The following is a 23,586-nucleotide window of genomic DNA, read 5'->3' as shown; positions in this document are numbered from 1 at the left end:
TGGGTGAATCACCGAGGCGGAGGATGCCATGACAGCGTTGCGGGAGACGTTCAACCAGGACGCCGAGTTGTACGACCGGGCGCGGCCCCGTTATCCCCCGGCGCTGGTGGCCGAGTTGGCGCGGGTCGCGGGCCTGGGTCCGGACAGCAGGGTCCTGGAGATCGGCCCGGGCACGGGTCAGCTCACGCTGCCGCTGGCGGAGCTGGGATGCCGGGTCACGGCGGTGGAACTCGGTGCCGCGATGGCGGCCGTGGCCCGCCGGCGGCTGCGCGACCATCCGCGCGTCGACGTCCGGGTGGCGGAGTTCGAGAGCTGGCCGCTGCCCGAGGAACCGTTCGACCTGGTGGTGTGCGCCACGGCCTTCCACTGGATCGATCCGGAGGTACGGATGGTCAAGGCGGCCCGGGCGCTGCGTCCGGGCGGACGGCTGGCCCTGGTCCTCACGGAACATGTGGCCGGCGGCACGGAGGAGTTCTTCGCCCGCGTCCAGGACTGCTACGAGCGATGGGATCCGGCCACCCCGCCCGGCCTGCGTCCGCAGCCGGCGTCGGAGATCCCCGCCGGCACCGCCGAGCCCGCGGGCTCCCCCCACTTCGAGGGGGTGACGGCGGCCCGCTTCACGCAGGACATCACGTACAGCACCGACCGGTACATCGACGTCCTGCTCACCTACTCGAATCACCGCGCCCTCGACGAGCCCGCCCGCCGGGGTCTGCTGGCATGTATCCGCAGTCTGATCGACAATGGGTTCGCGGGCAGTGTGACCAAGCGGTACCTGCACGAGCTGGTCGTCGCCACCCGGGTCGCCGGATGATTTCGCGCCGCTTCGAAAAGCGGTGGGAGTGAGCTGCCCGACCGGGGGTACCCGCATGGCGAGGACACATGGCAGACAGACGCCGGACCGTGACTCGTGGGAGAGGGACAATGAATACCGCCGTGAATCGGTCGAAGACAGCGATCGTCCAGACGACCGCCGGGACCGGCACGGAGAACGGTGCGCTGCCGGGCATAGAGGAGCCACGCTCGGTGGCGCCTCGTGACGCACGGGAGCTGTCCCGTCAGTTCTTCCAGCGCCTGGCCGAACTGGAAGAGGGCACGCAGGAGTACCAGTACGCGCGCAACACCCTCATCGAGATGAACATGTCGCTGGTGCGGTTCGCCGCCGGGCGCTTCCGGGGGCGCGGGGACGAGATGGAGGACCTCGTCCAGACGGGCATGATCGGTCTCATCAAGGCGATCGACCGGTTCGAGCTGTCCCGCGAGGTGGAGTTCACGTCGTTCGCGCTGCCGTACATCGTCGGCGAGATCAAGCGGTTCTTCCGGGACACCACCTGGGCGGTGCACGTGCCGCGGCGGCTTCAGGAGCTGCGGGTGGAGCTGGCCAAGGCGCGCGAGGAGCTCGGCAGCCGGCTCGACCGTGAGCCGACGGTCGCGGAGCTCGCCACGCTGATGAACATCTCCGAGAACGAGGTCGTCGAGGCGCAGATCGCGGCCAACGGCTACAACTCCTCGTCCCTCGACGCCGCGCTCACCGGTGACGGGCCGGAGGGCGGCGAGGCGGTCCTGGCGGACTTCATCGGGGTGGAGGAGGACGGGCTGCGGCTCGTCGAGGACTTCCAGTCGCTGGCCCCGCTGATGGCGGAGCTCGGTGAGCGCGACCGTCAGATCCTCCACATGCGGTTCGTGGAGGAGGCCACGCAGGCGGAGATCGGTGAACGGCTCGGCTGCTCGCAGATGCACGTCTCCCGGCTGATCAAGAGGATCATCGCGCGGCTGCGCGAGGGGATGCTGGGCGAACTCGGCTGCGCCTGAGAAACCGGCACACGAAGAGGGTGACCGTCGCGGATCGGCGCGGCGGTCACTTTCCGCTGAGCGACACCACCGCGCTGACGCGCTTGCCGACGGGCACTCTCTCGACCACGACCCGGCAAGCCAGCGCGTGGACTATCTCCAGGCCGTGCCGGCCGACCCGCTCGGGATCACGCGGGAACCGGCGCGGCAGGGCGGCGCTACTGTCGTAGACGCACACGGTCACGGCGGCGTCCGTGCCCTCCAGCTCCAGGATGTACGGGCCATTGCTGTGCCGGTCGGCGTTGGTGACCAGTTCGCTCACGACCAGCAGTACCTCGTTCTCGGCCCGCTCGTCCACGGCGGCGCACCACTCGGTGCGCAGGCTGCGGACGAAGTGCGCGGCGAAGGACCGGGCCTCGGCGATGCAGCCGGGTTCGCCGGTGTAGTGGGCAGCCCGCCTCAGTGGTTCCACCGGCACGTCGAAGCCTGCTGATATCACTGCCCCGCCCACGTGGTCGTTCATGCGTTTCTCTCTCGGAAGCCGGACTGGCCGGACGCTGTTGCACCAGTGCTGATACCCCGAGGCGGGCCGCGCAGTCCCCTGTCGCGGGTGATGTGTCCCCTTCGGCTCACGCCGAGGGCGTCGTGGCGGAGGAGACGGGTGCGCTCACTGTGGTGCTGCCGGAGGCGGGCGGCGGCTCGGGCGGGGACGAGCCGGGTGAGCTGGGCGGCTCGCTGGAACTCGAGGGCGGCGTGGGGCCGGGCGACGACGAGGACGGCGGCGTCGGCGTCGATGTCGACGGGCAGGGGCTCGTCGTCGCGGTGCCCACGCCCGGCGTCGGCGAGGAGACGCACGGGGACGGGGAGTTCGACGACGAGGGTGCCGTGGGCGTGGTCACGCTCACGGACGGCGAGGGCCGCACCGGCGGCTTGGCCGGGTGGTCCTTGTGGCCGGTGTCACCGCGGTGCCGGGAGATCCACTGGTCGTGGTCCGGGTCGTAGATCACGAAGACGTTGATGATCTGCGGGGCGGGCGTGACCACCACGACGTTGGAGGAGCGGTACGACGGCCAGGAGTCGCCGGTCTGCGTGGGCGTGGTCTGCTGGGCGACGGGCGGGGTCAGCGGGTTGCCGCAGGCGCAGCGCGTGCGGGGCACGCCGTGGCCGTCGACGAGGACGGCGGTACCGGCCTGCAGGACGGCCTGGTAGCCGGTGGCGGTGCCGTCGCGATAGCCGTGGTTGGTGACCCGGGTGTCCATGCGCAGCTGTACGGGGGTGAGGCCGCGCAGGTAGGCGGGGACCTGGGAGGGCTGGATGCCCTCGGCGGAGGCGAAGGCCCGGTTCTTCGCCGGGACCTCCTGCAGGTAGCGGATCTGCTTCTCAACGTCGCAGCTGGAGACGTTGCGGCTGCCGCCGTACAGTCCGGGCGCCCCGCCGTCGACGCCGCGTACGGCGTTCGCCGGGGTCGATTCGGGGGCCGTCGGGGAGGCGGAGACCGTGGCGGTGGAGCTGTCCTTCGCCGTCGAGGGGGTGAAGGGGTCGGGGCCGGTCTTGCCCGCGGCCTGGAGGAAGACCTCGCCGTTCTTGCCCGAGGCACCGTTGTCGGACCGGGTGAGGACGACGGCCAGGACGACGGCGGCGACGATCGCGGTGGTGAGGACCGCGACCCGGGGTGCGGACTTCCACCAGGGGCGGCGGGGTTCCGGCGGGGGCGGCGTGCCGCCGCTGCTGCCGGGCGGCTGGGAGGGCGGGCCCGAGGGCGGCTGGGAGGGGCCCGAGAGCGGGCCGGAAGGCGGTCCTGTGGGGCGGCCGGACGACGGCGGTTCGACGCTCACGAGCTCTTCTTCCCGACGTGATGGTGCGGCGGCTTGCCCCGAGTTCCGCCGTTTTCCTACCTCTCCTCCTTATTGTGTGCTCCGGTTCCGTGCCCGTCGCAAGCCGACGCGGACGGACCTCCCGGCGGGCGGGGCGGGCCGGAGCTGCTTAGCGTGGCAAGGGTGAGCCCGCGAGCCCCCTCCACCCCGGCCGTGGCCCGGCACGGCTGGGTGCAGGCCCTCGTCGCGGTGCTGGCCGCGCTGATCGCCATGGGTGTCGTCGCCGCGCTGGGGCTGTGGGCGGCCGGGGCGACGGACCTGCCGGACGGGGCCTTCCCCCGGGTGGTCGCGGCGACCGTGGTCACCGCTGTGGGCGGCACCGTGGAACTGTCGGGCGACGCCGGTGCGCTGGCCGGCGCCGACGCCGGGCTGACCGTGATCCCGCTGTCCGTCACCCTGGTCGGCGCCCTCGTGCTCGCCGCCGGTTTCCTGCGCCCGCTGCGGCATCGGGCGGTGGCGGGCGCGCCGGAACTCGCCGGCTGGGCCGCCCGCGTCGCCGTGCTCTGGCTGCTCGCCCTGCTGGGCCTGGCCCTCGGCGCCCGCCACACCTTCACCCTGTCCCTCGGCGACAGCACCATCAGCGACATCGGCGGCCTGTTCGGCGTCTCGCCGAAGGTCGGGTTCACGACCGACGTTCCGCTGACGCTGCTGTTCGGGCTGCTGTGGCTGGCCGGTGTGCTGGTGCTGGCGCTGCTGGTCTCGCGCGGGGCTCCGCTGCCGGGGCGGCTGCTGCGCTTCCAGGAGTCGGTGCGCCCGGCCGCGTACGCGATGGTCGCGCTGCTTCTGGCGTACGTCGCTCTGGGCGTCGTCGTCGGGCTGGTCGTGGCGGTGACGCGCGGGCACCGCGCCGAGACGCTCGCCGTGATCCTGCTGGGCCTGCCGAACCTGGCCTGGCTGGCCCTGACCCTCGGCCTCGGGGTGACCTGGAACGGCCGGGTGCAGGGCCCGTTCGGGCTGCCGATGCCCCATGTGCTCGACGAGGTGCTGCGCACCAAGGAGGTCTCGGCCCTCAATCTGGGCACGCTCTCCGAGCACGACGGGCGCGTCTGGTGGCTGCTGGTGGTCGACGTGGTGCTGCTGGTGGCGGCCGCCTTCGTGCTGGCGGCCCGCTCCCCGGCCCGGATGCGGGCCTGGCAGCATGCCCTGCACATGGCGGTCGCCCTGGCCCTGACCGTGCTCATGATCTGCCTGGTCGGCCGGATCTCCGCGCACTTCGGGCTGTCGGTGCTCGGCATCGGCGACCTGGGCGGAGGACTGTCCGGAACCGTGTTCCTGCGGCCCGAGGTCTGGTCGGCGCTGGGCCTCGCCCTGTTGTGGGGGCTGGCGACCGGATTCCTCGGCGCGCTGCTGGCGAGGCCGGTGCGGCGCCGGGGGCCGGCGGAAAAGAGGTGGGAAGGATGACGTCGTCCGTGGGAGTGTGCGCCGAGTCGAGGGAGGGGCACGACATGGCGCTGGCGATCGAGGACCGCGTGGCCGTCACGGAGCTGGTCGCGCTGCACGGCCATCTGGTCGACGAGGGGGAACTGGACCGCGCCGACGAGGTGTTCACCCCGGACGTCGTCTACGACCTGTCCGACTTCGGCCAGGGCGAGGTCGTGGGCCTGGCCGCCCTGACCCGGGCGGCGCTGGCGCTGGGCGCGGCGAACCCCGTGGCGCACCACGTGACCAACGTGGTGGTCGAGGAGGTGGCCGAGGGCCGGGTCCGGGTCCGTTCCAAGGGGCTGGGCATCATGGCGGACGGGTCGTGCGGCTCGGTGACCTACGAGGACGTGGTGGTGCGCACGGAGGCCGGCTGGCGCATCGGCCGGCGCAGGTTGGTGGCACGGCGGGTGCCGCTCAACGGGCTGGGCCAGGAATCCTGAAGACCGGCTCGGCCCAGCGTGGCGGGGGTTGGGGGCGCTCCTCGCCCGCGCTGCCGGCCCGCGGCTCCACCACCGTCGGCGGGTGGCCGGCCGCCTCACGGCCGGCCAGGGCGGCGCGCAGCGCCGCGACGAAGGCCAGGCAGGAGTCGTGGCGGTCGTCGGGGCTCTTGGCCAGGGCGCGGTCGAAGACCGTGTCGACGGCGGCGGGGAGGTCGGGGCGGAACTCCGTCAGCGGGGGCGGCTGGTCGTACTGGTGGGCCCAGAGCAGCGCCATGTCGTCGTCGCGGCGGAAGGGCGGGCGGCCGGCCAGGGACTCGTAGACGACGCAGGCGAAGCCGTAGACGTCGCAGCGGCCGTCGACGGGGCGGCCGGAGATCTGCTCGGGGGCCACGTAGTCGAGGGTGCCGACGAACTGTCCGACGGTGGTGAACCCGGTCAGCGACAGTGACTTCTTGGTCAGCCCGAAGTCCGTCAGGTAGGTGTGCTCGGGGTGGTCGCTGTCGGTGCCGCGGGCGACCAGGATGTTGCCGGGTTTCACGTCCCGGTGGACCAGCCCGTGTTCGTGGGCCGCGTCCAGCGCGGAGGCGACCTGCGCGGCGATGCGCAGGGTGGTCGAGGGCGCGAGCGGGCCCCGGCGGTCGAGGAGGTGGCGCAGGTCGCTGCCGTCGACGTAGCGCATGGCGATGTACAGGACGCCGTCCGTCTCGCCCGCCTCGTAGATCGGCACGATGTGCGGGTGGTCGATCGCGGCGGCGGCCCGGGACTCGTGGGTGAAGCGGAGGCGGAAGGTGTCGTTGCGGGCGAGTTCCGGGGCGAGCAGCTTGAGTGCGACGGTGCGTTCCAGGCGCAGGTCGAGCGCGCGGTAGACGACGGCCATGCCGCCGCGGCCGATCTCCCGCTCGATGCGGTAACCGGCCACCTGGCGGCCGACCAGCTCGGAGGGCCGGCCGGAGAACAGACCGGTGTCACGGGCCATCGGGCGTCACGACCTGGGTGGGCGCGTGTCCGGGGTCGGCGACGGCGGAGCGGGGCCCGTCGTCGGTCGCGTAGGTGCTCAGACGTGCTCCGTCGCCGTAGACCCAACGGCCCTGCTCGGTGTCGTAGAGCCAGACGGACTCACCGTCGACGACGATCCCGATGCGCAGTCCTCGGGTACGGCCGCGGAAGGACTCCCCGTCCAGGCCGCCGCCGGCGAGGTCCTCGACGGCGGCGCGGTAGCGGGCCAGGGTCTGTTCCGCGCGGGCGAGCAGGGGGCGCGGGTCGGGCGTGCGGGCCTGAGGGCCGCCGGCGGCGGGCGGGTCCTGGGGCACGGCGACCAGGAGGCGGCCGTCGACCCAGGCCGACCAGCCGTTGGCGCACAGGACGTGGGCCCAGTCGCCGCGCCGCTCGACGAGCTGTACGGGCAGCAGCGGGTCTAGGGCGACGGTGGGCCGATCGGGGTCGGGGGCCTCCCAGGCGGGCATGCCCTGCTGGGGGACGACGTGGGTGGGCCGGAAACCGGGGGTGGTCATCGCGGCTCCTACTTCCGCATGACGGCAGGTTCGTGCCGGCGCAGCAGCCGGGAGACCACGAACCAGAAGAGCGCCGAGAGCACGACGAGCATGCCGATGTTCAGCAGCCACGCTCCGGCCGAGTGCCGGAACAGCGGGTCGGAGGTCAGGTCGCCGGGCACGATCCGGGCCAGGCCTACGGTGCCGGCCATCGCGCCGAGCGCCCACCGGGAGGGCACGAGCCAGGAGAGCTGTTCGAGGACGGCCACCCCGTGCAGCTGCAACAGGGCGCCGCAGAAGACGACCTGGACGATGGCGAGCAGCACGAGCAGCGGCATCGTCACCTCCTCCTTGCGCACCAGCGCCGAGACCACCAGGCCGAGCATCATGGCGGTGAACGCCAACAGGGCGACGGCGACGGTGATTTCCACCAGGGGCGGCATCAACACGCCTTCGCCTCCGGGCGCGTTCAGGTCGACGCCGAGGAGCGCGACCAGGGTCAGCACCACCGCCTGCAGCACGGTGACCGTGCCCAGCACGACGACCTTCGACATCAGGTACGCCGATCTGGACAGGCCGACCGCCCGCTCCCGCTGGTAGATGCCGCGTTCCTTGACCAGTTCGCGCACCGCGTTCGCCGCGCCGGTCAGGACGCCGCCGACGCACAGGATGAGCAGCGCGTTCATCACCGTCTCACGGGTGAGTGCGCTGCCGGCCAGGGCCCGGGCCATGGCGCCCATCACGAACGGCAGGGCGATCATGATGGCGAGGAAGGTGCGGTCGGCGCTCAGGGCGGTCGCGTAGCGGCGGACCAGGGTGCCGAGTTGGGCGCCGCGGCTGCGCGGCCGGGCGGGCGGGGTGATCACGACGGGGCCGGAGCGGGGTACGCGGGGCTGCGCGGTGGCGTCGGTGACGTAGTACCGGTGGAACCTCGAGAGGCGGAAGTCGCCGCCCCAGTCGCGGTCGCGGTCCTGCTCGAAGGCCTCGAAGGCCTCCGGCCACTGTTCGAACCCGAAGTAGGCGAGGGCGTCCTCGGGCGGGCCGTAGTAGGCGATCCTGCCGCCGGGTGCGAGGACCAGGAGCCGGTCGCACACGTCGAGGCTGAGCACGCTGTGGGTGACGACGATGACCGTGCGGCCGTCGTCGGCGAGGCCTCGCAGCATGTGCATCACCGAGCGGTCCATGCCGGGGTCCAGGCCGGAGGTGGGCTCGTCGAGGAAGAGCAGGGACGGCTTGGTCAGCAGCTCCAGGGCCACGCTGACCCGCTTGCGCTGTCCGCCGGAGAGGCTGTGCACGGGCTGGTCGGCACGCTGCTCGAGACCGAGTTCGCCGATCACCTCCTCGACCCGGGCCCGGCGCTCGGCCTTCGCGGTGTCCTGCGGGAAGCGCAGCTCGGCGGCGTAGGACAGGGCGCTGCGGACGGTGAGCTGGGCGTGGAGGATGTCGTCCTGCGGGACCAGGCCGATGCGCTGGCGCAGCTCGGCGTAGTCGCGGTAGAGGTCGCGGCCGTCGTAGAGGACGGTGCCGTGGTCGGCGGGGCGCTGTCCGGTGAGGGCGTTGAGGAGCGTGGACTTGCCCGCGCCGCTCGGACCGACGACCGCGAGCAGGCACTTCTCCCCCACCGGGAACGACACGTGGTCCAGCAGCGTCTTGCGGCCGTGGTCGACGGCGACCGCGAGGTCCTGCACGTCGAGGGAGACCTCGCCGCTGTCGACGTACTCCTGCAGTTCGTCGCCGACGAGGCAGAACACCGAGTGGCCGATGCCGACGATGTCCCCGGGGCCGACGGGCCCGGCGGTGACGGGGGCGCCGTTGAGGTAGGTGCCGTTGTGGCTGCCGAGGTCGGCGATCTCGTACGTCCCGTCGGGCAGCGCGCGCAGTTCGGCGTGGTGGCGCGAGACGACGAGGTCGTCGATGACCAGGTCGTTGTCGGCGGCGCGGCCGATGCGGACGGTGCGCGCCGGCAGCGGGCGCACGGAGGTGGGCTGCCGGAAGGTCCCGGTCAGGCCCGGCATCGAGACGGCCGAAGGACGCTCCCGCACCGGTGAGGGACACTCGAGCAGAACCAGCCGCGGGCCGTCGGACGGGCTGCCGAAGCGGATCTCGCTCCCCGGGCCCACACCCCACTCGTGGACGCGACGGCCGTCGGCGAAGGTGCCGTTGGTGCTGTTCTCGTCCTCGATGGTCCAGTGGTCGGCCTCGGGCCGCAGGACCGCGTGGTGCCAGGAGACCCGGGCGTCGTCGATGACGATGTCGCTGAGCGGGTCGCGTCCGACGTGGTAGTCGTGGCTGGGACTCATCACCGTGGAGCCCGACTCGGTCTCCAGGACCAGTTCGGGCGCGCCCGGCATGAACGACCGTTCCGCCATGCCGGCGATTCTACCGATTTGTGCATGTACGCGCCCGGCGTACCGGAGTCGGTGGATCAGGCGGGCAGCGTCAGCCGACGGGCATCACCAGCGACGGGATGATCCGCTGCATGCGCAGCGCGTCGACGGACTCGGCCAGCAGCTCGTACTCGGTGGTCTCGTCACAGATGGCGACCCGCACCAGCCGGCCGGCCGCCAACTCATCTGCCACCAGCTCCTGTTGGCTGAGATCGGCGCACCACCAGCGCAGCGCCGCCGGCACGTCGGGCACGGTGTCGGCGACCGGGACGAGCGAGCTCGGCGGGAAGTGTTCGGCCTCGGGCTGCGGGTCGAGCCGGTCGGCGATCCAGTTGGCGCGGTCGCGCAGCCACCACAGGGCGAGGGCGAGGGTGGGGGCACGGTAGGTGCCCAGGGGGACGCCGATGCGCTGCCCGGCGCAGACACCGTAGGCGGTGACGTGGCATAAGAACTCGTCATGCATGGTCATTCCCCCGCTGCTCGTTCGCCTCTCGGCCTTGCCTCGCTTTCCGTGCGGCTCATATGCGGTACGTGACGGCGTCTTCGCTCGCCGTTAAGTGCCTCAACTGTTGAGTATGTTCACGACTGAATCACTGTCACCATGAATTTCCGGCCAGTCTCCTGGCATATTCACACGGACAGTTGGCCGAAACCTGACGGACGCCGTCATTACTTGAGGGGTAATCGACCCTCCCGCACCGGCCGGGGCATGGTGGTCGCACCGGGTCGCCGAGACCTCGACCCGGTACCTGACCAGCAACGACTACCTCTGTGGAGGCTGATCGCCATGTCCGCGAACACCGAGCGCTACGAGAACGCCGTCGCCCGTTACTTCGAGGCCTGGAACGCCGCCGGCGACGAGGGGGTGGCGAAGGCGGTCGCCGCCGCCTGGACCGCGGACGGCTCCTACACCGACCCGCTCGCCGACGTCAGCGGGCACGACGGGATCGCCGCGGTGATCAACGCCGCCCACGCGCAGTTCCCGGGGTTCGTCTTCCGGCCCGTCGGCGCCGTGGACGGCCACCACGACACGGCCCGCTTCTCGTGGGAGCTGGTCGGCGAGGCCGACGGCTCGGCACCGGTGGCCGGCTTCGACGTGATCACACTGGACGCGGACGGCCGTATCCGCACCGTGCTGGGCTTCTTGGACCGGGTGCCCGCCGGAGCGTGAGAACCGACGCGGCGAGGGGTCCCGCCGCCCCCGGAGCGGGCCTCAGCCCCTGGCGGCCTCCCGGTAGCGGCGGGGCGCGACTCCCGTCACCCGCTTGAACGCGTTGCTGAAGGCGCTCTCGGAGCTGTATCCGACGGAGCGGGCGAGCACCGCGACGGGGACCGTGTCCTGCCGCAGGGCGCGGGCGGCCAGGCTCATCCGCCAGTTGAGCAGGTAGGTCAGGGGCGGCACCCCGGCCGCCTCCCTGAACCGGACGGCGAAGGTGGTGCGGGACATCGCGGCCACCCTGGCGAGTTCGCCGAGCTGCCAGGGGTGCGCCGGATCGCCGTGCATCAGACGCAGGGCGGGGGCCAGGCGCTCGTCGGCGAGGGCGCGCAGCCAGCCGGGAGGCAGCCCGCCGGACTCGGTGAGGCAGACCCGCAGCACCTGAACGAACAGCAGCTGGGCGAGATGGTCCGAGGCGAACTCCACCCCGGCCCGGTGCGCCCTGACCTCGTCGGCCATGCGGTCGATCAGCCAGCCCAGCACCGGCGCTTCGGCGGCGTCCGAGCGCACGTGGACCAGTTCCGGCAGCGCCCGGCGCAGCAGTTCGCCGCTGTCCCGGCTGAGGTCGATGTGCCCGGACACGCACACCACGTCCTCGCCCGTGCCCTCGCCGAGCCGCGCCATGCGGCTCGCGGGGTCCATGACCGCGTCGCCGGAGTCCAGTGGTTCGACGCCCACGTCGCTGCACAGGACGTAGGGCTGTCCGCCGTCGGAGACGACGACGTCCCCCTCGGACACCTTCAGGGGCTCCCCGCCGTCCTCCCGGACCAGCAGACAACCGCCGCGCACCACGGCGACCACCTTGAGCCGGTCCCGTCCGCGCAGCCGGACCGCCCAGCTCCCGCCGGCCGTGAAACCACCGGAGAAGACGCTGCGGGCGTCGGCGACGGCCAGGGCGTCGGAGAGCGGGTCGGCGGACATGCTCGAACTATCACGCAAGTAGCGCGAACTTACAAGCATTCATCGTACGACTCCACCTTCCTACGGTGGCATGGACGGCTCACGCAAGAGGAGATACGCATCATGACCACCGCACAGCAGCCCCTGCCCTCCGGCTTCGGCGCCGCGTCCACCGCCGAGGAGGTGATCGAGGGCGTCGACCTGACCGGGAAGGTCGCGATCGTCACCGGCGGCTACTCCGGGATCGGCCTGGAGACGGCACGGGTGCTGCGCTCCGCCGGCGCCGAGGTCGTCGTACCGGCGCGCGACCTTCGGCGGGCCCGGGCGGCCCTGGAGACGGTGCCGGGGGCCGAGGTCGAGTACCTGGACCTGCTGGACCCGGAGTCGGTCGACGCCTTCGCCGAGAAGTTCCTGGCCTCCGGGCGTCCGCTGCACATCCTGGTCGACAGCGCCGGGATCATGGCGACTCCGCTGACGCGGGACGCGCGCGGGTACGAGGCGCAGTTCGCCACGAACCATCTGGGGCACTTCCAGCTCGCCGCACGCCTGTGGCCGGCGCTGGCGGCCGCAGACGGCGCCCGCGTGGTGTCGGTGTCGTCGCGGGGCATCCGGTTCGGCGGCGTCGACTTCGACGATCTGCACTTCGAGCGCCGCCCCTACGAGCCGTTCGTCGCCTACGGCCAGTCGAAGACGGCCAACGCGCTGTTCGCCGTGGAACTGGACCGGCGCGGGCGGGCCCACGGCGTGCGGGCCTTCGCGGTGCACCCGGGCATCATCATCGACACCGGTCTCGCCAAGCACGTGTCCCCCGAGGCCGTCCGCGCCGCCGGAGCCGTGGACGCGCAGGGGCGCCCGGTTCGCGACCCCGCCCGCCAGCTGAAGACGATCGCCCAGGGAGCGGCCACCAGCGTGTGGTGCGCGACGAGCCCACGGCTCGCCGGGCTGGGCGGGGTGTACTGCGAGAACTGCGACATCAGTCCGCTCGTGGCCCCCGAGGAGGAGGCCGCCTGGCGGGCCGGGGCGGAGACTCCCGGGGTCCTGCCGTACGCCGTCGACCCAGAGGCGGCGGCCCGCCTCTGGGAGGTCAGCGAACGGCTTACCGCTTGACGATCGCGTCGATGCGGGCCAGCTCGTCGTCGTCGAAGTCCAGGTTGCGGGTGGCCGCGACGCTGTCCTCGATCTGCTGCGGGCTGCTCGCGCCGACCAGGGCGGAGGTGACCCGTCCGCCGCGCAGCACCCAGGCCAGCGCCATCTGGGCCAGGGTCTGGCCGCGGCTCTCGGCGATCTCGTTGAGCGAGCGCAGCCTGCCGACCAGGTCCTCGGTGACCGCGTCCGAGTTGAGGAAGGGGCTGTCGCTCGCCGCCCGCGAGTCCTCCGGGATGCCGTCGAGGTACCGGGAGGAGAGCAGGCCCTGCTCCAGCGGCGAGAAGACGATCGAGCCGACCCGGAGCTCGTCCAGGGCGTCGAGCAGGCCCTCGTCCTCGGGGCGGCGGTCGAGCATCGAGTAGCGCGGCTGGTGGATCAGCAGCGGGGTGCCGAGCTCGCCGAGGATGCGGGCGGCCTCGCGGGTCTGCTCCGCCGAGTAGTTGGAGACGCCGACGTAGAGCGCCTTGCCCTGCTGGACCGCGGAGTGCAGGGCGCCCATCGTCTCCTCCAGGGGAGTCTCCGGGTCGGGGCGGTGGGAGTAGAAGATGTCCACGTAGTCCAGGCCCATCCGCTTCAGGCTCTGGTCCAGGGAGGACAGCAGGTACTTGCGGGAGCCCCATTCGCCGTACGGACCGGGCCACATCAGGTAGCCGGCCTTGGTGGAGATCACCAGCTCGTCGCGGTAGGGCGCCAGGTCGTCCTTGAGCGCCTCGCCGAAGGCCAGCTCGGCGGCACCGGGCGGCGGGCCGTAGTTGTTGGCCAGGTCGAAGTGGGTGACGCCGAGGTCGAAGGCGCGGCGCAGGATGGCCCGCTGCGTCTCGACGGTGCGGTCGGCCGGGCCGAAGTTGTGCCACAGGCCGAGCGAGATCGCGGGGAGCTTCAGGCCGCTGCGTCCGGTGCGCCGGTAGGGCAGGTCCGCGTAACGGTCGGGGTGTGCGGTGTACAACGCGACTCCAGAGGGTTGGCACACGGATTGACGGTTCCTGGGAACCGGTCCCCACTCTTTCGTGACCTGCGGCCATTGGTCCAACAGGCGAATGCGATGGAATTCAGCGGGTCGGCTTCTCAATCCCGGGCCGTAGGGCCCGTCGGGGGGCCGTTCGGTACCTGCCGGTAGCGCCGAATCCGGGCGCTCCATGGAGGCATGACGTATGTGCAGGACATACCGCAGGCAGCCCCGGCACCGGGCGCGGGCGGCGGGCGGAGCCGCTGGACCGCCCTCGTGGTGCTCTGTGTGTCGCTGCTGATCGTGACGTTGGACAACACCATTCTGAACGTGGCCCTGCCCACGCTGGTGAAGGAACTCGGGGCGACGACGACCCAGTTGCAGTGGATCGTGGACGCCTACGCGCTGGCGTTCGCCGGGCTGATGCTGGTGGCCGGCAGCGGGGCGGACCGGTTCGGCCGCAGAAGGGTCTTCACCACCGGGCTCGCCGTGTTCGGCGCGGCCTCGGCGTGGGCCGCGTACTCCGGCTCCGTCGGGATGCTGATCGCGGCGCGTGCCGGGATGGGGGTGGGCGCGGCGATGATGATGCCGGCCACCCTGTCGATCATCACCGACGTGTTCCGGGACCCCGGTGAGCGACGGCGGGCCATCGGCGTGTGGGCCGCCACCAGCGGGCTCGGGATCGCGATCGGCCCGGTGGCGGGCGGGCTGCTGCTGGAGCACTTCTGGTGGGGCTCGGTCTTCTGGGTCAACATCCCCTTCGCGCTGGCCGGGCTGGTGTGCGCGCGGCTGCTGGTGCCGGAGTCCCGCAACCCCGCCGCGCTGCGGCCGGACCCGGTGGGCTCGGTGCTGTCGATCGCGGGCCTCGGGATGCTGCTCTGGTCGATCATCGAGGCGCCGGTGCGCGGCTGGTCGTCCGCGCTGGTGCTCGGCGCGGGCGGCGCCGGCCTGGCCGTGCTGGTGTGCTTCGGGCTGTGGGAGCGGGCCTCCAGTCACCCCATGCTGAACCTGCGCTTCTTCGCCGAGCGGCGCTTCTCGTTCGCCACGTCGTCCGTTGCCCTGGCGATGTTCGGACTGTTCGGCGCGCTGTTCGTGCTCACCCAGTACCTGCAGTTCAGCCTCGACTACTCGGCCCTGGCCACGGGTGTCCGCATCCTGCCGGTGGCCGGTCTCCTGGCGCTGGTGGCCCCGCTGTCCCCGGTGCTGGTCCGGGCGGCGGGCACCAAGGCGGTCGTGGGCACGGGGCTGCTGGTCGTCTCGGGCGGTCTGTGGCAGCTGTCCCGAGCGGACGTGTCGTCGACGTACGGCGACGTCCTCGTCGGCATGCTGCTGCTCGGCCTGGGCGCGGGGCTGGTGGTTCCGGCCGCGCTCGATTCGCTCATGGGCACGCTGCCGCCGGGAGACACCGGTGTCGGCTCGGCGTCGAACGGGGTGTCCGTCCAGCTGGGCGGCGCGCTCGGTGTCGCCGTGATCGGCAGTCTGCTGACGACCCGTTACCAGGACCGCATGGGCCCGCCCCTCGCGCCGTACCACCTGCCGCGCGGCCTGTCGGACAGTGTCCTCGGCTCACTGGGCGGCGCGCTCGAACTGGCCGGGCGGGTGGGCGGCACGTCCGGCCGTCTGCTCGCGGCACTGGCCCGCTCGGCGTTCGTCAGCGGGATGGGCCTGGGTCTGACGGTCGGCGCCGCGGTCGCGGCGTGCGGTGCGGCGCTGGCGTTCGCGGCCCTGCCGTCCCGGCCGCCGGCCGAGCACCCGGCGCCCGAGCGCTGATCCGCGCAACCGGCGCCGGCACGTCAGCCGTGCGGTGCGATGCCGGCCAGGACCAGGTCCACCACGCCGTCCAGGAACGTCTCGTCCAGCGGCTCGCGGGTGAGCAGCAGCCGCATGTGCAGGGGGCCCATGAGCGCCTCGAAGACGAGGCGGTGGTCCAGGCCGGGACGCAGTTCGCCCCGTTCCTCGGCCCGGGTCAGCACGGCCGACCCGGCGGCGAAGCGGTGGTCCCAGAACCGCTCGCGGGCGCCCTCGTACTCCGCCATGTCCGCCCGCAGCGCCAGCCGCAGCAGCAGCTCGCCGAGGGGCGTGCGGACGAAAGCGGCGGTGCCGCGCAGCAGCGCGTTCAGGTCCGTGCGCAGGGCGCCCGTGTCCGGCACGGGCACTTCCGTCCCGGTGCGGTCGAGCACCGCTTCGAGCGCCAGGTTGAACCGGGTGCCCCAGCGCCGGTAGACCGAGCTCTCGTGGACGCCGGCGCGGCGGGCGATGTCGCCGATCGAGAGGGCGTCGAGGCCGCCTTCGAGCAGGACGTCGACCGTCGCCGCGAGTACCGCGGCACGCACTCGGGCGCTGCGGCCGCCCGGTCGGCGCACTCGGGAAGTACTGGGGCCCGGCATCCCGCCAACGTATCTCAGGAGCCGTCACCGCAGGCCGGGGTCAGCCCGCCTTCCGGTGCGGCTCGGGCTCCCGGGCCGGCCGCGGGAGCCGCACGAGCGTGACGCCCGGGTCCGGCGACCGGCGGGGCGTGCGCGGCCGGTGGCCGGTGCCGCCCGGTGTGAGCGCGGCGACCAGCAGCGCGGCCGCGGCCGTGGCCACCAGACCGGCCAGGACGATGAGAGTGAACGAGATCCAGAAACCGTCCGGGAGAAGCATCGAACGACCTCCACTAAAGCGAGTTCCCTTGCGTCTGCGGTCTCTGCCAGTCTTCCGCTGTCCCGCCCCTTATCGCAAGGAGTCTCGCCTTTGGGGGTCGGGAACCGGCCGGAGAGCGCTTGCCTACCATTGCGGGGTGAGACCGGTCGTCGCCTGCGAGAAGGGGTCCGATGGAACTGCGCCATCTCCAGCACTTTGTGGCGGTCGCCGAGGACCAGCACTTCACCAGGGCGGCCGAGCGGCTGATGGTGTCCCAATCGGGCCTGTCGGCCTCGATCCGGGCGCTGGAGCGGGAGCTGCAGACGCCGTTGTTCGTGCGGACGACCCGCAGGGTGACGCTGACGGAGGCCGGGCGGGCGCTGCTGGGTGAGGCCGAGCGGATCCTGGCGCAGGTCCGGGCCGCGCACGAGGCGGTGGCCGCCGTGCAGGGGGTGCTGCGGGGCACGCTCTCGCTGGGCACCGAGCAGTGCATCGCGGGGGTGCACACGGCGCGCCTGCTGGCGACGTTCCGGCACCGGCACCCGGACGTGGAGATCCGGCTGCGGCAGGCGGGTTCCGTGGAGCTCGCCGAGGAGGTCGCGGCGGGCCGCCTGGACCTGGCGTTCGCCTACCGCACGCAGGCGGACACCGACCAGCTCCGGTCGGTGGCGCTGACCGCAGAACCGATGACCGTGCTGTGCCACCCCACGCACCCGCTGGCCGCCGACGGCACTGCCGTCACCCCGGACGACCTGGCGGGGGAGGTGTTCGTCGACTTCCACCCCGACTGGGGCCCGCGCCGCACCACCGACGCCGCGTTCGCCGTCGCGGGTGTACGGCGGACCGTGGCGCTGGAGGTCAACGACGTGCACAGCCTGCTGGACCTGGTCGACGAGAACCTCGGCATCGCGGTGGTGCCCCGGCACTTCCGGCACAAGCGGGAGACGCTGACCGCCCTGGCCGTGAAGGACACCGACGAGACCGTGTACGAGACGGTGGCGCTGCTGCCGCCGCACCGGGCGACCAGCCCGGCGGCGCGGGCCCTGATGGCGCTTCTGGAACAGGGGACGCACGACGGGCCGTGATGCGCGATGGTGGAGGGATGCATGCCAAGGACATCCTCATCGACGCGTTCAGCCGCATCCGGGAAGAAGTCCACTCCGCGGTAGGGGGACTCGGACCGGACGTGCTCAACGCCCGCCCGACCCACGACGCCAACTCCATCAGCTGGCTGGTCTGGCACCTCACCCGCGTCCAGGACGACCACGTCGCAGACGCCTTCGGGCTCGACCAGGTGTGGCTCGCCGAGGAGTGGGAGAAACGCTTCGGGCTGGACCTGTCCCGCCGCGACACCGGGTATGGCCACAGTGCGGCGAAGGTCGCCAAGGTACGGGTCGACTCCCCCGACCTGCTGACCGGCTACTACGACGCCGTCCACGAACAGACACTGCGAGCGCTGCGCTCACTGGCCGCCGCGGATCTGGAGCGCGTCGTCGACGAGCGCTGGGAACCGCCGGTCACCTTGGGCGTACGGCTGGTCAGCGTCCTGTCCGACGATCTGCAGCACGTCGGACAGGCCGCCTATCTGCGCGGGCAGCTTCAGAGCGCGGCTTCGTAGCCGGGCAGGACGACGTCCTCGATGAGGGCCCTGCGCTCGTCGAACGGGATGAACGCGCTCTTGAGGGCGTTGACCGTCACGGTGCGCAGGTCCTCGACCGTCCAGCCGGCCTCCCGCACCAGCAGCGACATCTCACGGGTCATCGTCGTACCCGACACCAGACGGTTGTCGGTGTTGAGGGTGACCCGGAAGCCGAGGTCCTTCAGCGCCGTGATCGGGTGCTCGGCGATCGAAGTCGCCGCTCCCGTCTGGAGGTTGGACGTCGGGCACATCTCCAGGGCGACACGGCGGTCCCGGATCCAGCCGGCGAGACGGCCGAGCTTGCCGTCGACGATGTCGTCGGTGATGCGCACGCCGTGCCCGATGCGCTGGGCGCCGCACACCTGCAGGGCCTGGTGGATGCTGGGCAGGCCGTGCGCCTCGCCGGCGTGGATGGTGAAGGGCACGCTCTCGCGGCGCAGGTGCTCGAAGGCGTCGAGGTGGTCGGCGGGCGGGAACCCGTCCTCCGCGCCGGCGATGTCGAAGCCGACCACGCCGGCGTCCCGGAAGGCGACGGCCAGGTCCGCGGCCTCGCGGACCCGGTCGAACATCCGCATGCCGCACAGCAGGGTGCCGACGCGGACCGGGGTGCCGGCGGCGGCCGCCTTGGCCATGCCGGAGGCGAGTCCCTCCTGGACGGTCTCGATGACCTCGCTCAGTGCCAGCCCGCCGCTGGTGTTCAGCTCGGGCGCGTAGCGCACCTCGCCGTAGACGACGCCGTCGGCGGCCAGGTCGAGGACGTACTCCTCGGCGGTGCGCAGCAGTCCCTCGCGGGTCTGCATCACGGCGAGGGTGTGCTCGAAGGTGGCGATGTAGCGCACCAGGTCACCGGAGTTGGCGGCCTCGTAGTACCAGGCGGCCAGCTCGTCCGGGTCGGTGGTGGGCAGGGTGTGCCCGACCGCCTCCGCGAGCTCCACCACGGTCTCGGGGCGCAGGCCGCCGTCGAGGTGGTCGTGCAGGACGGCCTTGGGGAGGCGGCGGATCACATCGGCATCTACGCGCGTAGCAGTCATGGTGGGCTTTCTCGGGCGGGCGGTTCTGAGGGGGCGGGAGGGGGTCAGTCGGCGGGCTGGAGCAGGTCCCAGCGGTTGCCGTACAGGTCCTGGAAGACGGCGACCGAGCCGTAGGGCTCGTGGCGCGGCTCCTCCAGGAAGGTCACGCCCGCCGCGAGCATGCGGGCGTGGTCGCGGGCGAAGTCGTCGGTGTGCAGGAAGAAGCCGACGCGGCCGCCGGTCTGGTCACCGATCCGGGCGCGCTGCGCCTCCCCCTTGGCGCGGGCGAGCAGCAGCGCGGTGCCCTGCCCCGGCGTGCCGGGTTCCACGACGACCCAGCGAGAGCCGTCCGGCCGCGGCGCGTCCTCGGCGAGCCGGAACCCGAGGGCCTCCGTGTAGAAGCGGATCGCCTCGTCGTAGTCGTCGACGACGAGGGTGACCAGGGCGACGCGTCTCATCGGGGGCCTTCCGAAGCGGGGGATTGACGGGTGAGGTTATACGTAAAACGTCCCGGACGCCAGTCCGCTTCCGTCGTGCGTCGCCGAGGCACCCCGAGGCACCGGCTGCCGGGGAGGAGGAGGTCGATGGGTGTAGGACCGAGGCCCGAGGTGCGAGCGCGTGCGCGTCGGTAGCGTGCGGGGGCATGGAGATCACCGAGCCGCCACGTGATCCGCGGCGGCGCAAGGAGGACGTACTCGCCCGGTTCGCACGGGAGTCGGACGTCTGGGTGGCGACGGCTGACGCGGACGGGCTGCCGTGTCTGGTCGCGTTGTGGTTCGTGTGGGACGGCGAGTGCTTCTGGGTGTGCACCCGGCTCACCAATCCCACGGGCCGCAATCTGCGCGACGGCGGGCGCACTCGGCTGGCCTTGGGCGACACCCGGGACGTCGTGCTCGTCGACGGTGACGTGGAGACGTTCTCCCGCGCGGAGGTGCCGGGTGCGGCGGCCGACGCGTTCGCGGCCGCAACCGGCTGGGATCCGCGTACGGACGCCGCCTCGTACGCGTACTTCCGGGTCCGGCCCCGCGCCGTGCAGGCGTGGCGCGGGGCGCGGGAGTTGCCGGGGCGCCACCTGATGCGGGACGGCGCCTGGACGGCCTGAGGGACGCGGCTCGCGCGGGGCGGTCGGCGGGTTCCGGGTCGACCGGACGGTCGGCCCACCGTCCAGCGCGTCGGCGTGTCAGCGGGGAACCAGGACCATGCGGAACCGGGCGCCGCCGGAGAGCATCTTGTGGTAGGCCGCGTCGGCCTGGTCCAGCGGGACCGTCTCGGTCATCGGCCGGATGCCGTGCAGGGCGCTGAAGGCCATGGTGTCCTGCACGTCCTGCGCGGTGCCGGACGGGTGGCCGCGGACGATCCTGCCGCGCATCAGCAGCTGGACGGGGCTGATGCCCATCGCTTCGCTGTCGGCGCCGATGGCGACCAGTTCGCCGCGGTGCGAGAGACCGTCCACGGTGGCGGAGATGGCGTCGGAGTTGCCCGCCGTGGCCAGGACGACCTTGCAACCGCCGAGCGACTGCAGCGCCTCGGCGACCGGGGTGACGGCCGTGCTGTCGACGTACTGGTGGGCGCCGAGCCGCTTGGCGAAGTCCGCCTTGCCGGGCCCGCGCGCGATCGCCACGGTCTCGAAGCCCATGGCGACGGCGTACTGCACCCCCAGATGGCCGAGGCCGCCGAGCCCGAGCACCGCGACGCGGTCGCCGGGCCGGGCGGAGCTGCGCCGCAGCCCGTTGAACACGGTGACGCCGGCGCAGGCCATGGGGCCGGCGTCGCTCGACGAGAGCGCGTCGGGGATGCGGGCCAGCGCGTCGACCGGCGCGATCATCCGCTCCGCGAAACCGCCGTCGTAGGCCCAGCCGGGCACCTTGAGGTTGTCGCACACGATGAAGTCGCCCTGCCGGCACGGCGTGCAGTGGCCGCAACTGCCGCCGAACCAGCCCACGGCCACGCGGTCGCCCGTCCGCCAGCCCATCGCCTCAGCCCCCTCGCCGAGTTCCTCGATCCGGCCGGCGCTCTCGTGTCCGGGTACCAGCGGGAACCTGACGCCCGGCACCCCGGCGTTCACGAACAGGGCGTCGCTGTGGCAGACCCCGCACGCCTCCACGGCGATCCGCACGTGCCCGGGTCCGGGCCGGGGCACCTCGCGCTCGGTGACCCGGAACTGGCCTCCGGCAGCGTCGACCTGGGCGACTCGATAGGTACTCATCCGCATCTCCTGAATGGGCGATCGGCTCCGGACCAGCACACCAGCTCCGGAGCTGCCCCGCGCGTCGAGCGAGAGGAGCGGGCCCGGGACGGTCGGGCGGCCCTGGAGTATCGGCTCGCGATCGGCCGAAGGCACGCGGGACGGGCCATGCCCGTGTGCCACGGATCGCGTCGCCCACTCCTCGCCCTGGACGCAGAAGAGGTCAGATGCGTCGTCGAGTGGCGGTCAAGCGAGCAGCCTGCGCTTCTGTTCCTCGAACTCGGCCTCGCTCAGGATGCCTTGAGCCTTCAGCTCGCCCAGCTGCTTGAGCTGGTCGATCTTGTTCGTCATGTCGTCGGCCGTGGAGGTGGTGGTGGGCGCGGGCGGCGGGGGCGGCGCCTCCTGGTAGCCCTGCGGCTGCTGTGCCTGGGCGGCCCAACGCCCCTGCTGGCGACGGGACACGCGGTTGGACACGGCGGTCGCCGTGCCCGCGACCACGGCCGTGCGGGCAACCCCGCGAAGAAGACCTGGCATGAGAATCGCCTCTCACCCGTTAAGTCGTGGAACGACTCTGGCTGTTGTTCACCGGTTCACCGGATCGCACCTCACGACGCCGCCTCGGCGGCTTCGAGGGCGGCCAGGACGGCCTGCACGTTCAGGCGCCCGGAGGCGACGAGCTGCGCGCCGCCACGCCGCAGGGCGCTTGCGAAAGGGGCCGCCCAGAGGTTCTCGTAGACCAGCAGACCGGCCGAGTTGCCCGGCTCCACGGCCGCGGCCGCCTCTTCCAGGTCGTCCTGGCCCAGCAGGTCGGAGCTGGCCCCCTCGAAGACGGCGAGGTCGAGGTGCCCGTCCCCGGTGAGATCGGCGATCTCCAGCGCCGTCACCGAGCCGTCCTCGTCCTTCTTGATGAACCTCAGGTCCAGGAGGCGGATGATGCCCCGGTCCACGAGATCGACCAGCAGGGGGAAGGCCTCGCCCGTCATGTGGTTGCCGGGGAACTCCACCACCACGTAGTCGATCGGACCCATGTCCTCGAACTGCTCGCTCACGGTGATCACCTCTGGCAGGCGTACGTCCCCTGATTGCCATTGCATCACCGGACAGGGGCGGGCGCCACATCTTGCCCGTGTCACCCGCCCGGTTGTCCACGGCTCGCCTGTACGGCTCCGGCGGGATCTCCTCGAAGACATGACAGACAGCGAGGCACTCCCCCCTGAGCGGCCGCAGGACGGCGAGCTGGAAGAACTGCGGCGCCGGGTGAGCGAACTGGAGAGCGCCCGGCACGAGCCGAAGCACCGGTTGCGGGCGCTCGGTTCGGCCCTACTGATCATCTTGGCGTCCCTGCTGGCCCTGCTCGCGGTGGTGGCGGTCTGGGCGAACAGCATCGTCCGGGACACCGATCGCTACGTCGCGACGATGGCGCCGCTCGCGTCGAACCCCGACATCCAGCAGGCGGTGACCAACCGGGTCACCGACGCCGTGCTGCAGCGGGTCGACGTGGACGCGCTCGTGAAGCAGCTGAGCGACGCGGCCTCGCAGAAGGGCGTGCCGCCGCGGGTCGCGGACCTCGTCGGCAATCTGGACGGCCCCATCAAGAACGGCCTCAAGCAGCTGGTGAGCAACACCGTGATGCGCGTGGTCTCCAGCTCCGCCTTCGAGACGGCCTGGACCAACGCCAACCGACGTGCCCACAGCGCCGTGGACAAGGCGCTGACGGGCAACAGCGACAGTGTCGTACAGCTGAAGAACAATCAGGTGGCCATCGACGTCGGGCCCATCGTGGCCCAGGTGAAGCAGCGACTGGTCGACGCGGGGCTGGGGGTCGCGTCCAAGATCCCGGCGGTCCACACGGACTTCGTCGTGGTCGAGGGCAAGGACGTCGGCAAGGTCAAGTCGTACATGCGGGTGCTGCAGATCGTGGGCAACTGGCTGCCGGTCATCGCGGTGCTGATCGCCGCCGCCGGTGTGTTCCTGGCGGTCCATCGCAGGCGGGCGCTGATCGGCGCGGCGATCGGCGTGTTCCTCGCGATGGTGCTGCTCGGGGTGGCGCTCACCGTCTTCCGCGCGGTGTACCTGGACCATCTGCCGCCGGGCACCAACTCGGCCGCCGCGGGCGCCGTCTACGACGCGCTGGTGCGCTTCCTGCGCTCGAGTGTGCGGGCGGTCGGGGCGCTGGCCCTGGTCACGGTGATCGGCGCGTTCTTCGTCGGTCCGTCCCGCGGCGCGGTGTTCACCCGTCGTTTCTTCAGCAGGAGCATCGGCGCGGGACGGGACGCGTCGGTCTCGGCGGGGCTGCGGCTCGGGCCGGTGGGCCGGTTCGTGCACCGCTTCAAGAAGTGGATCGGGGTGGCGATCCTGGCGGTGGCCGCGATCGTGTTGTTCACCTGGAGCTATCCGACCACGGCGGTGGTCATCTGGACCGCGCTGATCGTGCTGCTCGCCTTCGCCATCCGTGAGTTCCTGGATCCCGGCCCCAGCGGCGCACCGGGCGCGGCCTGACACTCCTGGGCCCCGGCGG

Annotated in this window: 26 protein-coding genes; 11 read left to right on the top strand and 15 right to left on the bottom strand. The window is 72.2% G+C overall.

The genetic code is table 11. The features are described 5' to 3' along the window. The first annotated feature begins 28 nt into the window (after positions 1–28). Both ACQF4J_RS42060 and ACQF4J_RS42055 read left to right on the top strand, forming a co-directional pair. Complete coding sequence (locus ACQF4J_RS42060) at positions 29–814, top strand: class I SAM-dependent methyltransferase (RefSeq protein ID WP_427168161.1); 786 nt, start codon at positions 29–31, stop codon at positions 812–814. Between the two features lie 110 nt (positions 815–924). After that, complete coding sequence (locus ACQF4J_RS42055; protein ID WP_351566636.1) at positions 925–1,812, top strand: RNA polymerase sigma factor SigF; 888 nt, start codon at positions 925–927, stop codon at positions 1,810–1,812. A gap of 46 nt (positions 1,813–1,858) precedes the next feature. Here the strand turns inward: ACQF4J_RS42055 and ACQF4J_RS42050 are convergent, their stop codons facing one another. Then, positions 1,859–2,314, bottom strand: coding sequence for an ATP-binding protein (locus ACQF4J_RS42050; RefSeq protein ID WP_351566639.1), 456 nt, complete (start codon positions 2,312–2,314; stop codon positions 1,859–1,861). Between the two features lie 106 nt (positions 2,315–2,420). Further along, a complete protein-coding gene (locus ACQF4J_RS42045) occupies positions 2,421–3,626 on the bottom strand; it encodes a DUF6777 domain-containing protein (RefSeq protein WP_351566640.1) in 1,206 nt (401 codons plus the stop codon). Positions 3,627–3,788: 162 nt separating this feature from the next. Here ACQF4J_RS42045 and ACQF4J_RS42040 point away from each other — a divergent pair, with 162 nt between their 5' ends. Beyond that, on the top strand, positions 3,789–5,066 hold the full coding sequence (locus ACQF4J_RS42040) for a streptophobe family protein (RefSeq protein ID WP_427168160.1): 1,278 nt from the start codon (positions 3,789–3,791) through the stop codon (positions 5,064–5,066). A gap of 44 nt (positions 5,067–5,110) precedes the next feature. Continuing rightward, positions 5,111–5,527, top strand: a complete 417-nt coding sequence (locus ACQF4J_RS42035; RefSeq protein ID WP_351567151.1) for a nuclear transport factor 2 family protein — start codon at positions 5,111–5,113, stop codon at positions 5,525–5,527. Here the strand turns inward: ACQF4J_RS42035 and ACQF4J_RS42030 are convergent. The 4 genes from ACQF4J_RS42030 to ACQF4J_RS42015 form a co-directional block, all read right to left on the bottom strand. Further along, positions 5,502–6,503, bottom strand: a complete 1,002-nt coding sequence (locus tag ACQF4J_RS42030) for a serine/threonine-protein kinase (protein WP_351806493.1) — start codon at positions 6,501–6,503, stop codon at positions 5,502–5,504. The two genes, ACQF4J_RS42035 and ACQF4J_RS42030, sit on opposite strands and share 26 nt — an antisense overlap. Next, positions 6,493–7,038, bottom strand: coding sequence for a hypothetical protein (locus ACQF4J_RS42025; RefSeq protein WP_351566653.1), 546 nt, complete (start codon positions 7,036–7,038; stop codon positions 6,493–6,495). Before ACQF4J_RS42025 ends, ACQF4J_RS42030 begins: the two co-directional genes overlap by 11 nt. Positions 7,039–7,046: 8 nt before the next feature. Further along, entirely contained in the window at positions 7,047–9,386 is a 2,340-nt protein-coding gene (locus ACQF4J_RS42020; protein WP_351566656.1) for an FHA domain-containing protein, read from the bottom strand. Between the two features lie 70 nt (positions 9,387–9,456). Beyond that, the gene (locus ACQF4J_RS42015; RefSeq protein WP_351806489.1) at positions 9,457–9,867 is read right to left on the bottom strand and encodes a hypothetical protein; all 411 of its coding nucleotides are present in this window, start codon (positions 9,865–9,867) and stop codon (positions 9,457–9,459) included. A 324-nt stretch (positions 9,868–10,191) separates the two neighbouring features. Between ACQF4J_RS42015 and ACQF4J_RS42010 the strand changes: the two genes are divergently transcribed. Further along, positions 10,192–10,575, top strand: a complete 384-nt coding sequence (locus ACQF4J_RS42010; RefSeq protein ID WP_351566659.1) for a nuclear transport factor 2 family protein — start codon at positions 10,192–10,194, stop codon at positions 10,573–10,575. 42 nt (positions 10,576–10,617) lie between these two features. On the opposite strand, the gene ACQF4J_RS42005 is transcribed toward ACQF4J_RS42010, so the two are convergent. Then, positions 10,618–11,541, bottom strand: a complete 924-nt coding sequence (locus tag ACQF4J_RS42005; protein ID WP_351566662.1) for an AraC family transcriptional regulator — start codon at positions 11,539–11,541, stop codon at positions 10,618–10,620. A gap of 102 nt (positions 11,542–11,643) precedes the next feature. Between ACQF4J_RS42005 and ACQF4J_RS42000 the strand changes: the two genes are divergently transcribed. Further along, positions 11,644–12,627 (top strand): oxidoreductase, encoded by a 984-nt coding sequence (locus ACQF4J_RS42000; RefSeq protein WP_351566665.1) that lies wholly within the window; start codon positions 11,644–11,646, stop codon positions 12,625–12,627. Here ACQF4J_RS42000 and mgrA read toward each other — a convergent pair. After that, complete coding sequence (mgrA, locus tag ACQF4J_RS41995; RefSeq protein ID WP_351566667.1) at positions 12,617–13,612, bottom strand: L-glyceraldehyde 3-phosphate reductase; 996 nt, start codon at positions 13,610–13,612, stop codon at positions 12,617–12,619. The genes ACQF4J_RS42000 and mgrA overlap by 11 nt on opposite strands. Positions 13,613–13,810: 198 nt before the next feature. Between mgrA and ACQF4J_RS41990 the strand changes: the two genes are divergently transcribed. Beyond that, positions 13,811–15,382, top strand: a complete 1,572-nt coding sequence (locus ACQF4J_RS41990) for an MFS transporter (protein ID WP_427168156.1) — start codon at positions 13,811–13,813, stop codon at positions 15,380–15,382. 23 nt (positions 15,383–15,405) lie between these two features. Here ACQF4J_RS41990 and ACQF4J_RS41985 read toward each other — a convergent pair whose 3' ends face one another. Beyond that, a complete protein-coding gene (locus ACQF4J_RS41985; protein WP_351806487.1) occupies positions 15,406–15,999 on the bottom strand; it encodes a TetR/AcrR family transcriptional regulator in 594 nt (197 codons plus the stop codon). A 40-nt stretch (positions 16,000–16,039) separates the two neighbouring features. Beyond that, positions 16,040–16,255 (bottom strand): hypothetical protein, encoded by a 216-nt coding sequence (locus ACQF4J_RS41980; protein ID WP_351566676.1) that lies wholly within the window; start codon positions 16,253–16,255, stop codon positions 16,040–16,042. 170 nt (positions 16,256–16,425) lie between these two features. On the opposite strand from ACQF4J_RS41980, the gene ACQF4J_RS41975 reads away from it, so the two are divergent. Together ACQF4J_RS41975 and ACQF4J_RS41970 are read left to right on the top strand one after the other, a co-directional pair. Continuing rightward, the gene (locus ACQF4J_RS41975) at positions 16,426–17,319 is read left to right on the top strand and encodes a LysR family transcriptional regulator (RefSeq protein WP_351806485.1); all 894 of its coding nucleotides are present in this window, start codon (positions 16,426–16,428) and stop codon (positions 17,317–17,319) included. Positions 17,320–17,336: 17 nt separating this feature from the next. After that, positions 17,337–17,852: a mycothiol transferase gene (locus ACQF4J_RS41970; protein ID WP_427168153.1), complete on the top strand. Its 516-nt coding sequence runs from the start codon at positions 17,337–17,339 to the stop codon at positions 17,850–17,852. Here ACQF4J_RS41970 and ACQF4J_RS41965 read toward each other — a convergent pair. Both ACQF4J_RS41965 and ACQF4J_RS41960 read right to left on the bottom strand, forming a co-directional pair. Beyond that, positions 17,834–18,904, bottom strand: coding sequence for an adenosine deaminase (locus tag ACQF4J_RS41965; protein WP_427168152.1), 1,071 nt, complete (start codon positions 18,902–18,904; stop codon positions 17,834–17,836). The genes ACQF4J_RS41970 and ACQF4J_RS41965 overlap by 19 nt on opposite strands. A gap of 44 nt (positions 18,905–18,948) precedes the next feature. After that, complete coding sequence (locus ACQF4J_RS41960; RefSeq protein ID WP_427168150.1) at positions 18,949–19,341, bottom strand: VOC family protein; 393 nt, start codon at positions 19,339–19,341, stop codon at positions 18,949–18,951. A 185-nt stretch (positions 19,342–19,526) separates the two neighbouring features. Here ACQF4J_RS41960 and ACQF4J_RS41955 point away from each other — a divergent pair, with 185 nt between their 5' ends. Next, on the top strand, positions 19,527–19,985 hold the full coding sequence (locus ACQF4J_RS41955) for a pyridoxamine 5'-phosphate oxidase family protein (RefSeq protein WP_351566690.1): 459 nt from the start codon (positions 19,527–19,529) through the stop codon (positions 19,983–19,985). 78 nt (positions 19,986–20,063) lie between these two features. Here ACQF4J_RS41955 and ACQF4J_RS41950 read toward each other — a convergent pair whose 3' ends face one another. From ACQF4J_RS41950 to ACQF4J_RS41940, 3 genes are all read right to left on the bottom strand, one after another. After that, positions 20,064–21,089: an alcohol dehydrogenase gene (locus ACQF4J_RS41950; protein ID WP_427168149.1), complete on the bottom strand. Its 1,026-nt coding sequence runs from the start codon at positions 21,087–21,089 to the stop codon at positions 20,064–20,066. 225 nt (positions 21,090–21,314) lie between these two features. Then, a complete protein-coding gene (locus tag ACQF4J_RS41945) occupies positions 21,315–21,602 on the bottom strand; it encodes an SHOCT domain-containing protein (RefSeq protein WP_351806479.1) in 288 nt (95 codons plus the stop codon). A 71-nt stretch (positions 21,603–21,673) separates the two neighbouring features. Continuing rightward, a complete protein-coding gene (locus tag ACQF4J_RS41940) occupies positions 21,674–22,096 on the bottom strand; it encodes a DUF6325 family protein (protein ID WP_427168682.1) in 423 nt (140 codons plus the stop codon). A 160-nt stretch (positions 22,097–22,256) separates the two neighbouring features. Between ACQF4J_RS41940 and ACQF4J_RS41935 the strand changes: the two genes are divergently transcribed. Then, complete coding sequence (locus tag ACQF4J_RS41935; protein WP_427168148.1) at positions 22,257–23,567, top strand: hypothetical protein; 1,311 nt, start codon at positions 22,257–22,259, stop codon at positions 23,565–23,567. Positions 23,568–23,586 lie beyond the last annotated feature (19 nt).

The organism is Streptomyces sp. C1-1 (assembly GCF_050214755.1).
Taxonomy (GTDB): Bacteria; Actinomycetota; Actinomycetes; order Streptomycetales; family Streptomycetaceae; genus Streptomyces.
This window is presented reverse-complemented; position numbering and strand designations above follow the sequence as displayed.

What these genes read in the sequence shown, in the direction of transcription:
- ACQF4J_RS41935 (WP_427168148.1), top strand. Translation starts at nt 22,257, where the DNA reads ATGACAGACAGCGAGGCACTCCCCCCTGAGCGGCCGCAGGACGGCGAG.
- ACQF4J_RS41965 (WP_427168152.1), bottom strand. Translation starts at nt 18,904, where the DNA reads ATGACTGCTACGCGCGTAGATGCCGATGTGATCCGCCGCCTCCCCAAG.
- ACQF4J_RS42000 (WP_351566665.1), top strand. Translation starts at nt 11,644, where the DNA reads ATGACCACCGCACAGCAGCCCCTGCCCTCCGGCTTCGGCGCCGCGTCC.
- ACQF4J_RS41945 (WP_351806479.1), bottom strand. Translation starts at nt 21,602, where the DNA reads ATGCCAGGTCTTCTTCGCGGGGTTGCCCGCACGGCCGTGGTCGCGGGC.
- ACQF4J_RS41960 (WP_427168150.1), bottom strand. Translation starts at nt 19,341, where the DNA reads ATGAGACGCGTCGCCCTGGTCACCCTCGTCGTCGACGACTACGACGAG.
- ACQF4J_RS42035 (WP_351567151.1), top strand. Translation starts at nt 5,111, where the DNA reads ATGGCGCTGGCGATCGAGGACCGCGTGGCCGTCACGGAGCTGGTCGCG.
- ACQF4J_RS41990 (WP_427168156.1), top strand. Translation starts at nt 13,811, where the DNA reads ATGACGTATGTGCAGGACATACCGCAGGCAGCCCCGGCACCGGGCGCG.
- ACQF4J_RS41955 (WP_351566690.1), top strand. Translation starts at nt 19,527, where the DNA reads ATGGAGATCACCGAGCCGCCACGTGATCCGCGGCGGCGCAAGGAGGAC.
- ACQF4J_RS42060 (WP_427168161.1), top strand. Translation starts at nt 29, where the DNA reads ATGACAGCGTTGCGGGAGACGTTCAACCAGGACGCCGAGTTGTACGAC.
- ACQF4J_RS42025 (WP_351566653.1), bottom strand. Translation starts at nt 7,038, where the DNA reads ATGACCACCCCCGGTTTCCGGCCCACCCACGTCGTCCCCCAGCAGGGC.
- ACQF4J_RS41950 (WP_427168149.1), bottom strand. Translation starts at nt 21,089, where the DNA reads ATGAGTACCTATCGAGTCGCCCAGGTCGACGCTGCCGGAGGCCAGTTC.
- ACQF4J_RS41970 (WP_427168153.1), top strand. Translation starts at nt 17,337, where the DNA reads ATGCATGCCAAGGACATCCTCATCGACGCGTTCAGCCGCATCCGGGAA.
- ACQF4J_RS42010 (WP_351566659.1), top strand. Translation starts at nt 10,192, where the DNA reads ATGTCCGCGAACACCGAGCGCTACGAGAACGCCGTCGCCCGTTACTTC.
- ACQF4J_RS42030 (WP_351806493.1), bottom strand. Translation starts at nt 6,503, where the DNA reads ATGGCCCGTGACACCGGTCTGTTCTCCGGCCGGCCCTCCGAGCTGGTC.
- ACQF4J_RS41985 (WP_351806487.1), bottom strand. Translation starts at nt 15,999, where the DNA reads ATGCCGGGCCCCAGTACTTCCCGAGTGCGCCGACCGGGCGGCCGCAGC.
- ACQF4J_RS41975 (WP_351806485.1), top strand. Translation starts at nt 16,426, where the DNA reads ATGGAACTGCGCCATCTCCAGCACTTTGTGGCGGTCGCCGAGGACCAG.
- ACQF4J_RS42020 (WP_351566656.1), bottom strand. Translation starts at nt 9,386, where the DNA reads ATGGCGGAACGGTCGTTCATGCCGGGCGCGCCCGAACTGGTCCTGGAG.
- ACQF4J_RS42005 (WP_351566662.1), bottom strand. Translation starts at nt 11,541, where the DNA reads ATGTCCGCCGACCCGCTCTCCGACGCCCTGGCCGTCGCCGACGCCCGC.
- ACQF4J_RS41940 (WP_427168682.1), bottom strand. Translation starts at nt 22,096, where the DNA reads ATGGGTCCGATCGACTACGTGGTGGTGGAGTTCCCCGGCAACCACATG.
- ACQF4J_RS42050 (WP_351566639.1), bottom strand. Translation starts at nt 2,314, where the DNA reads ATGAACGACCACGTGGGCGGGGCAGTGATATCAGCAGGCTTCGACGTG.
- ACQF4J_RS42015 (WP_351806489.1), bottom strand. Translation starts at nt 9,867, where the DNA reads ATGCATGACGAGTTCTTATGCCACGTCACCGCCTACGGTGTCTGCGCC.
- ACQF4J_RS42055 (WP_351566636.1), top strand. Translation starts at nt 925, where the DNA reads ATGAATACCGCCGTGAATCGGTCGAAGACAGCGATCGTCCAGACGACC.
- ACQF4J_RS41980 (WP_351566676.1), bottom strand. Translation starts at nt 16,255, where the DNA reads ATGCTTCTCCCGGACGGTTTCTGGATCTCGTTCACTCTCATCGTCCTG.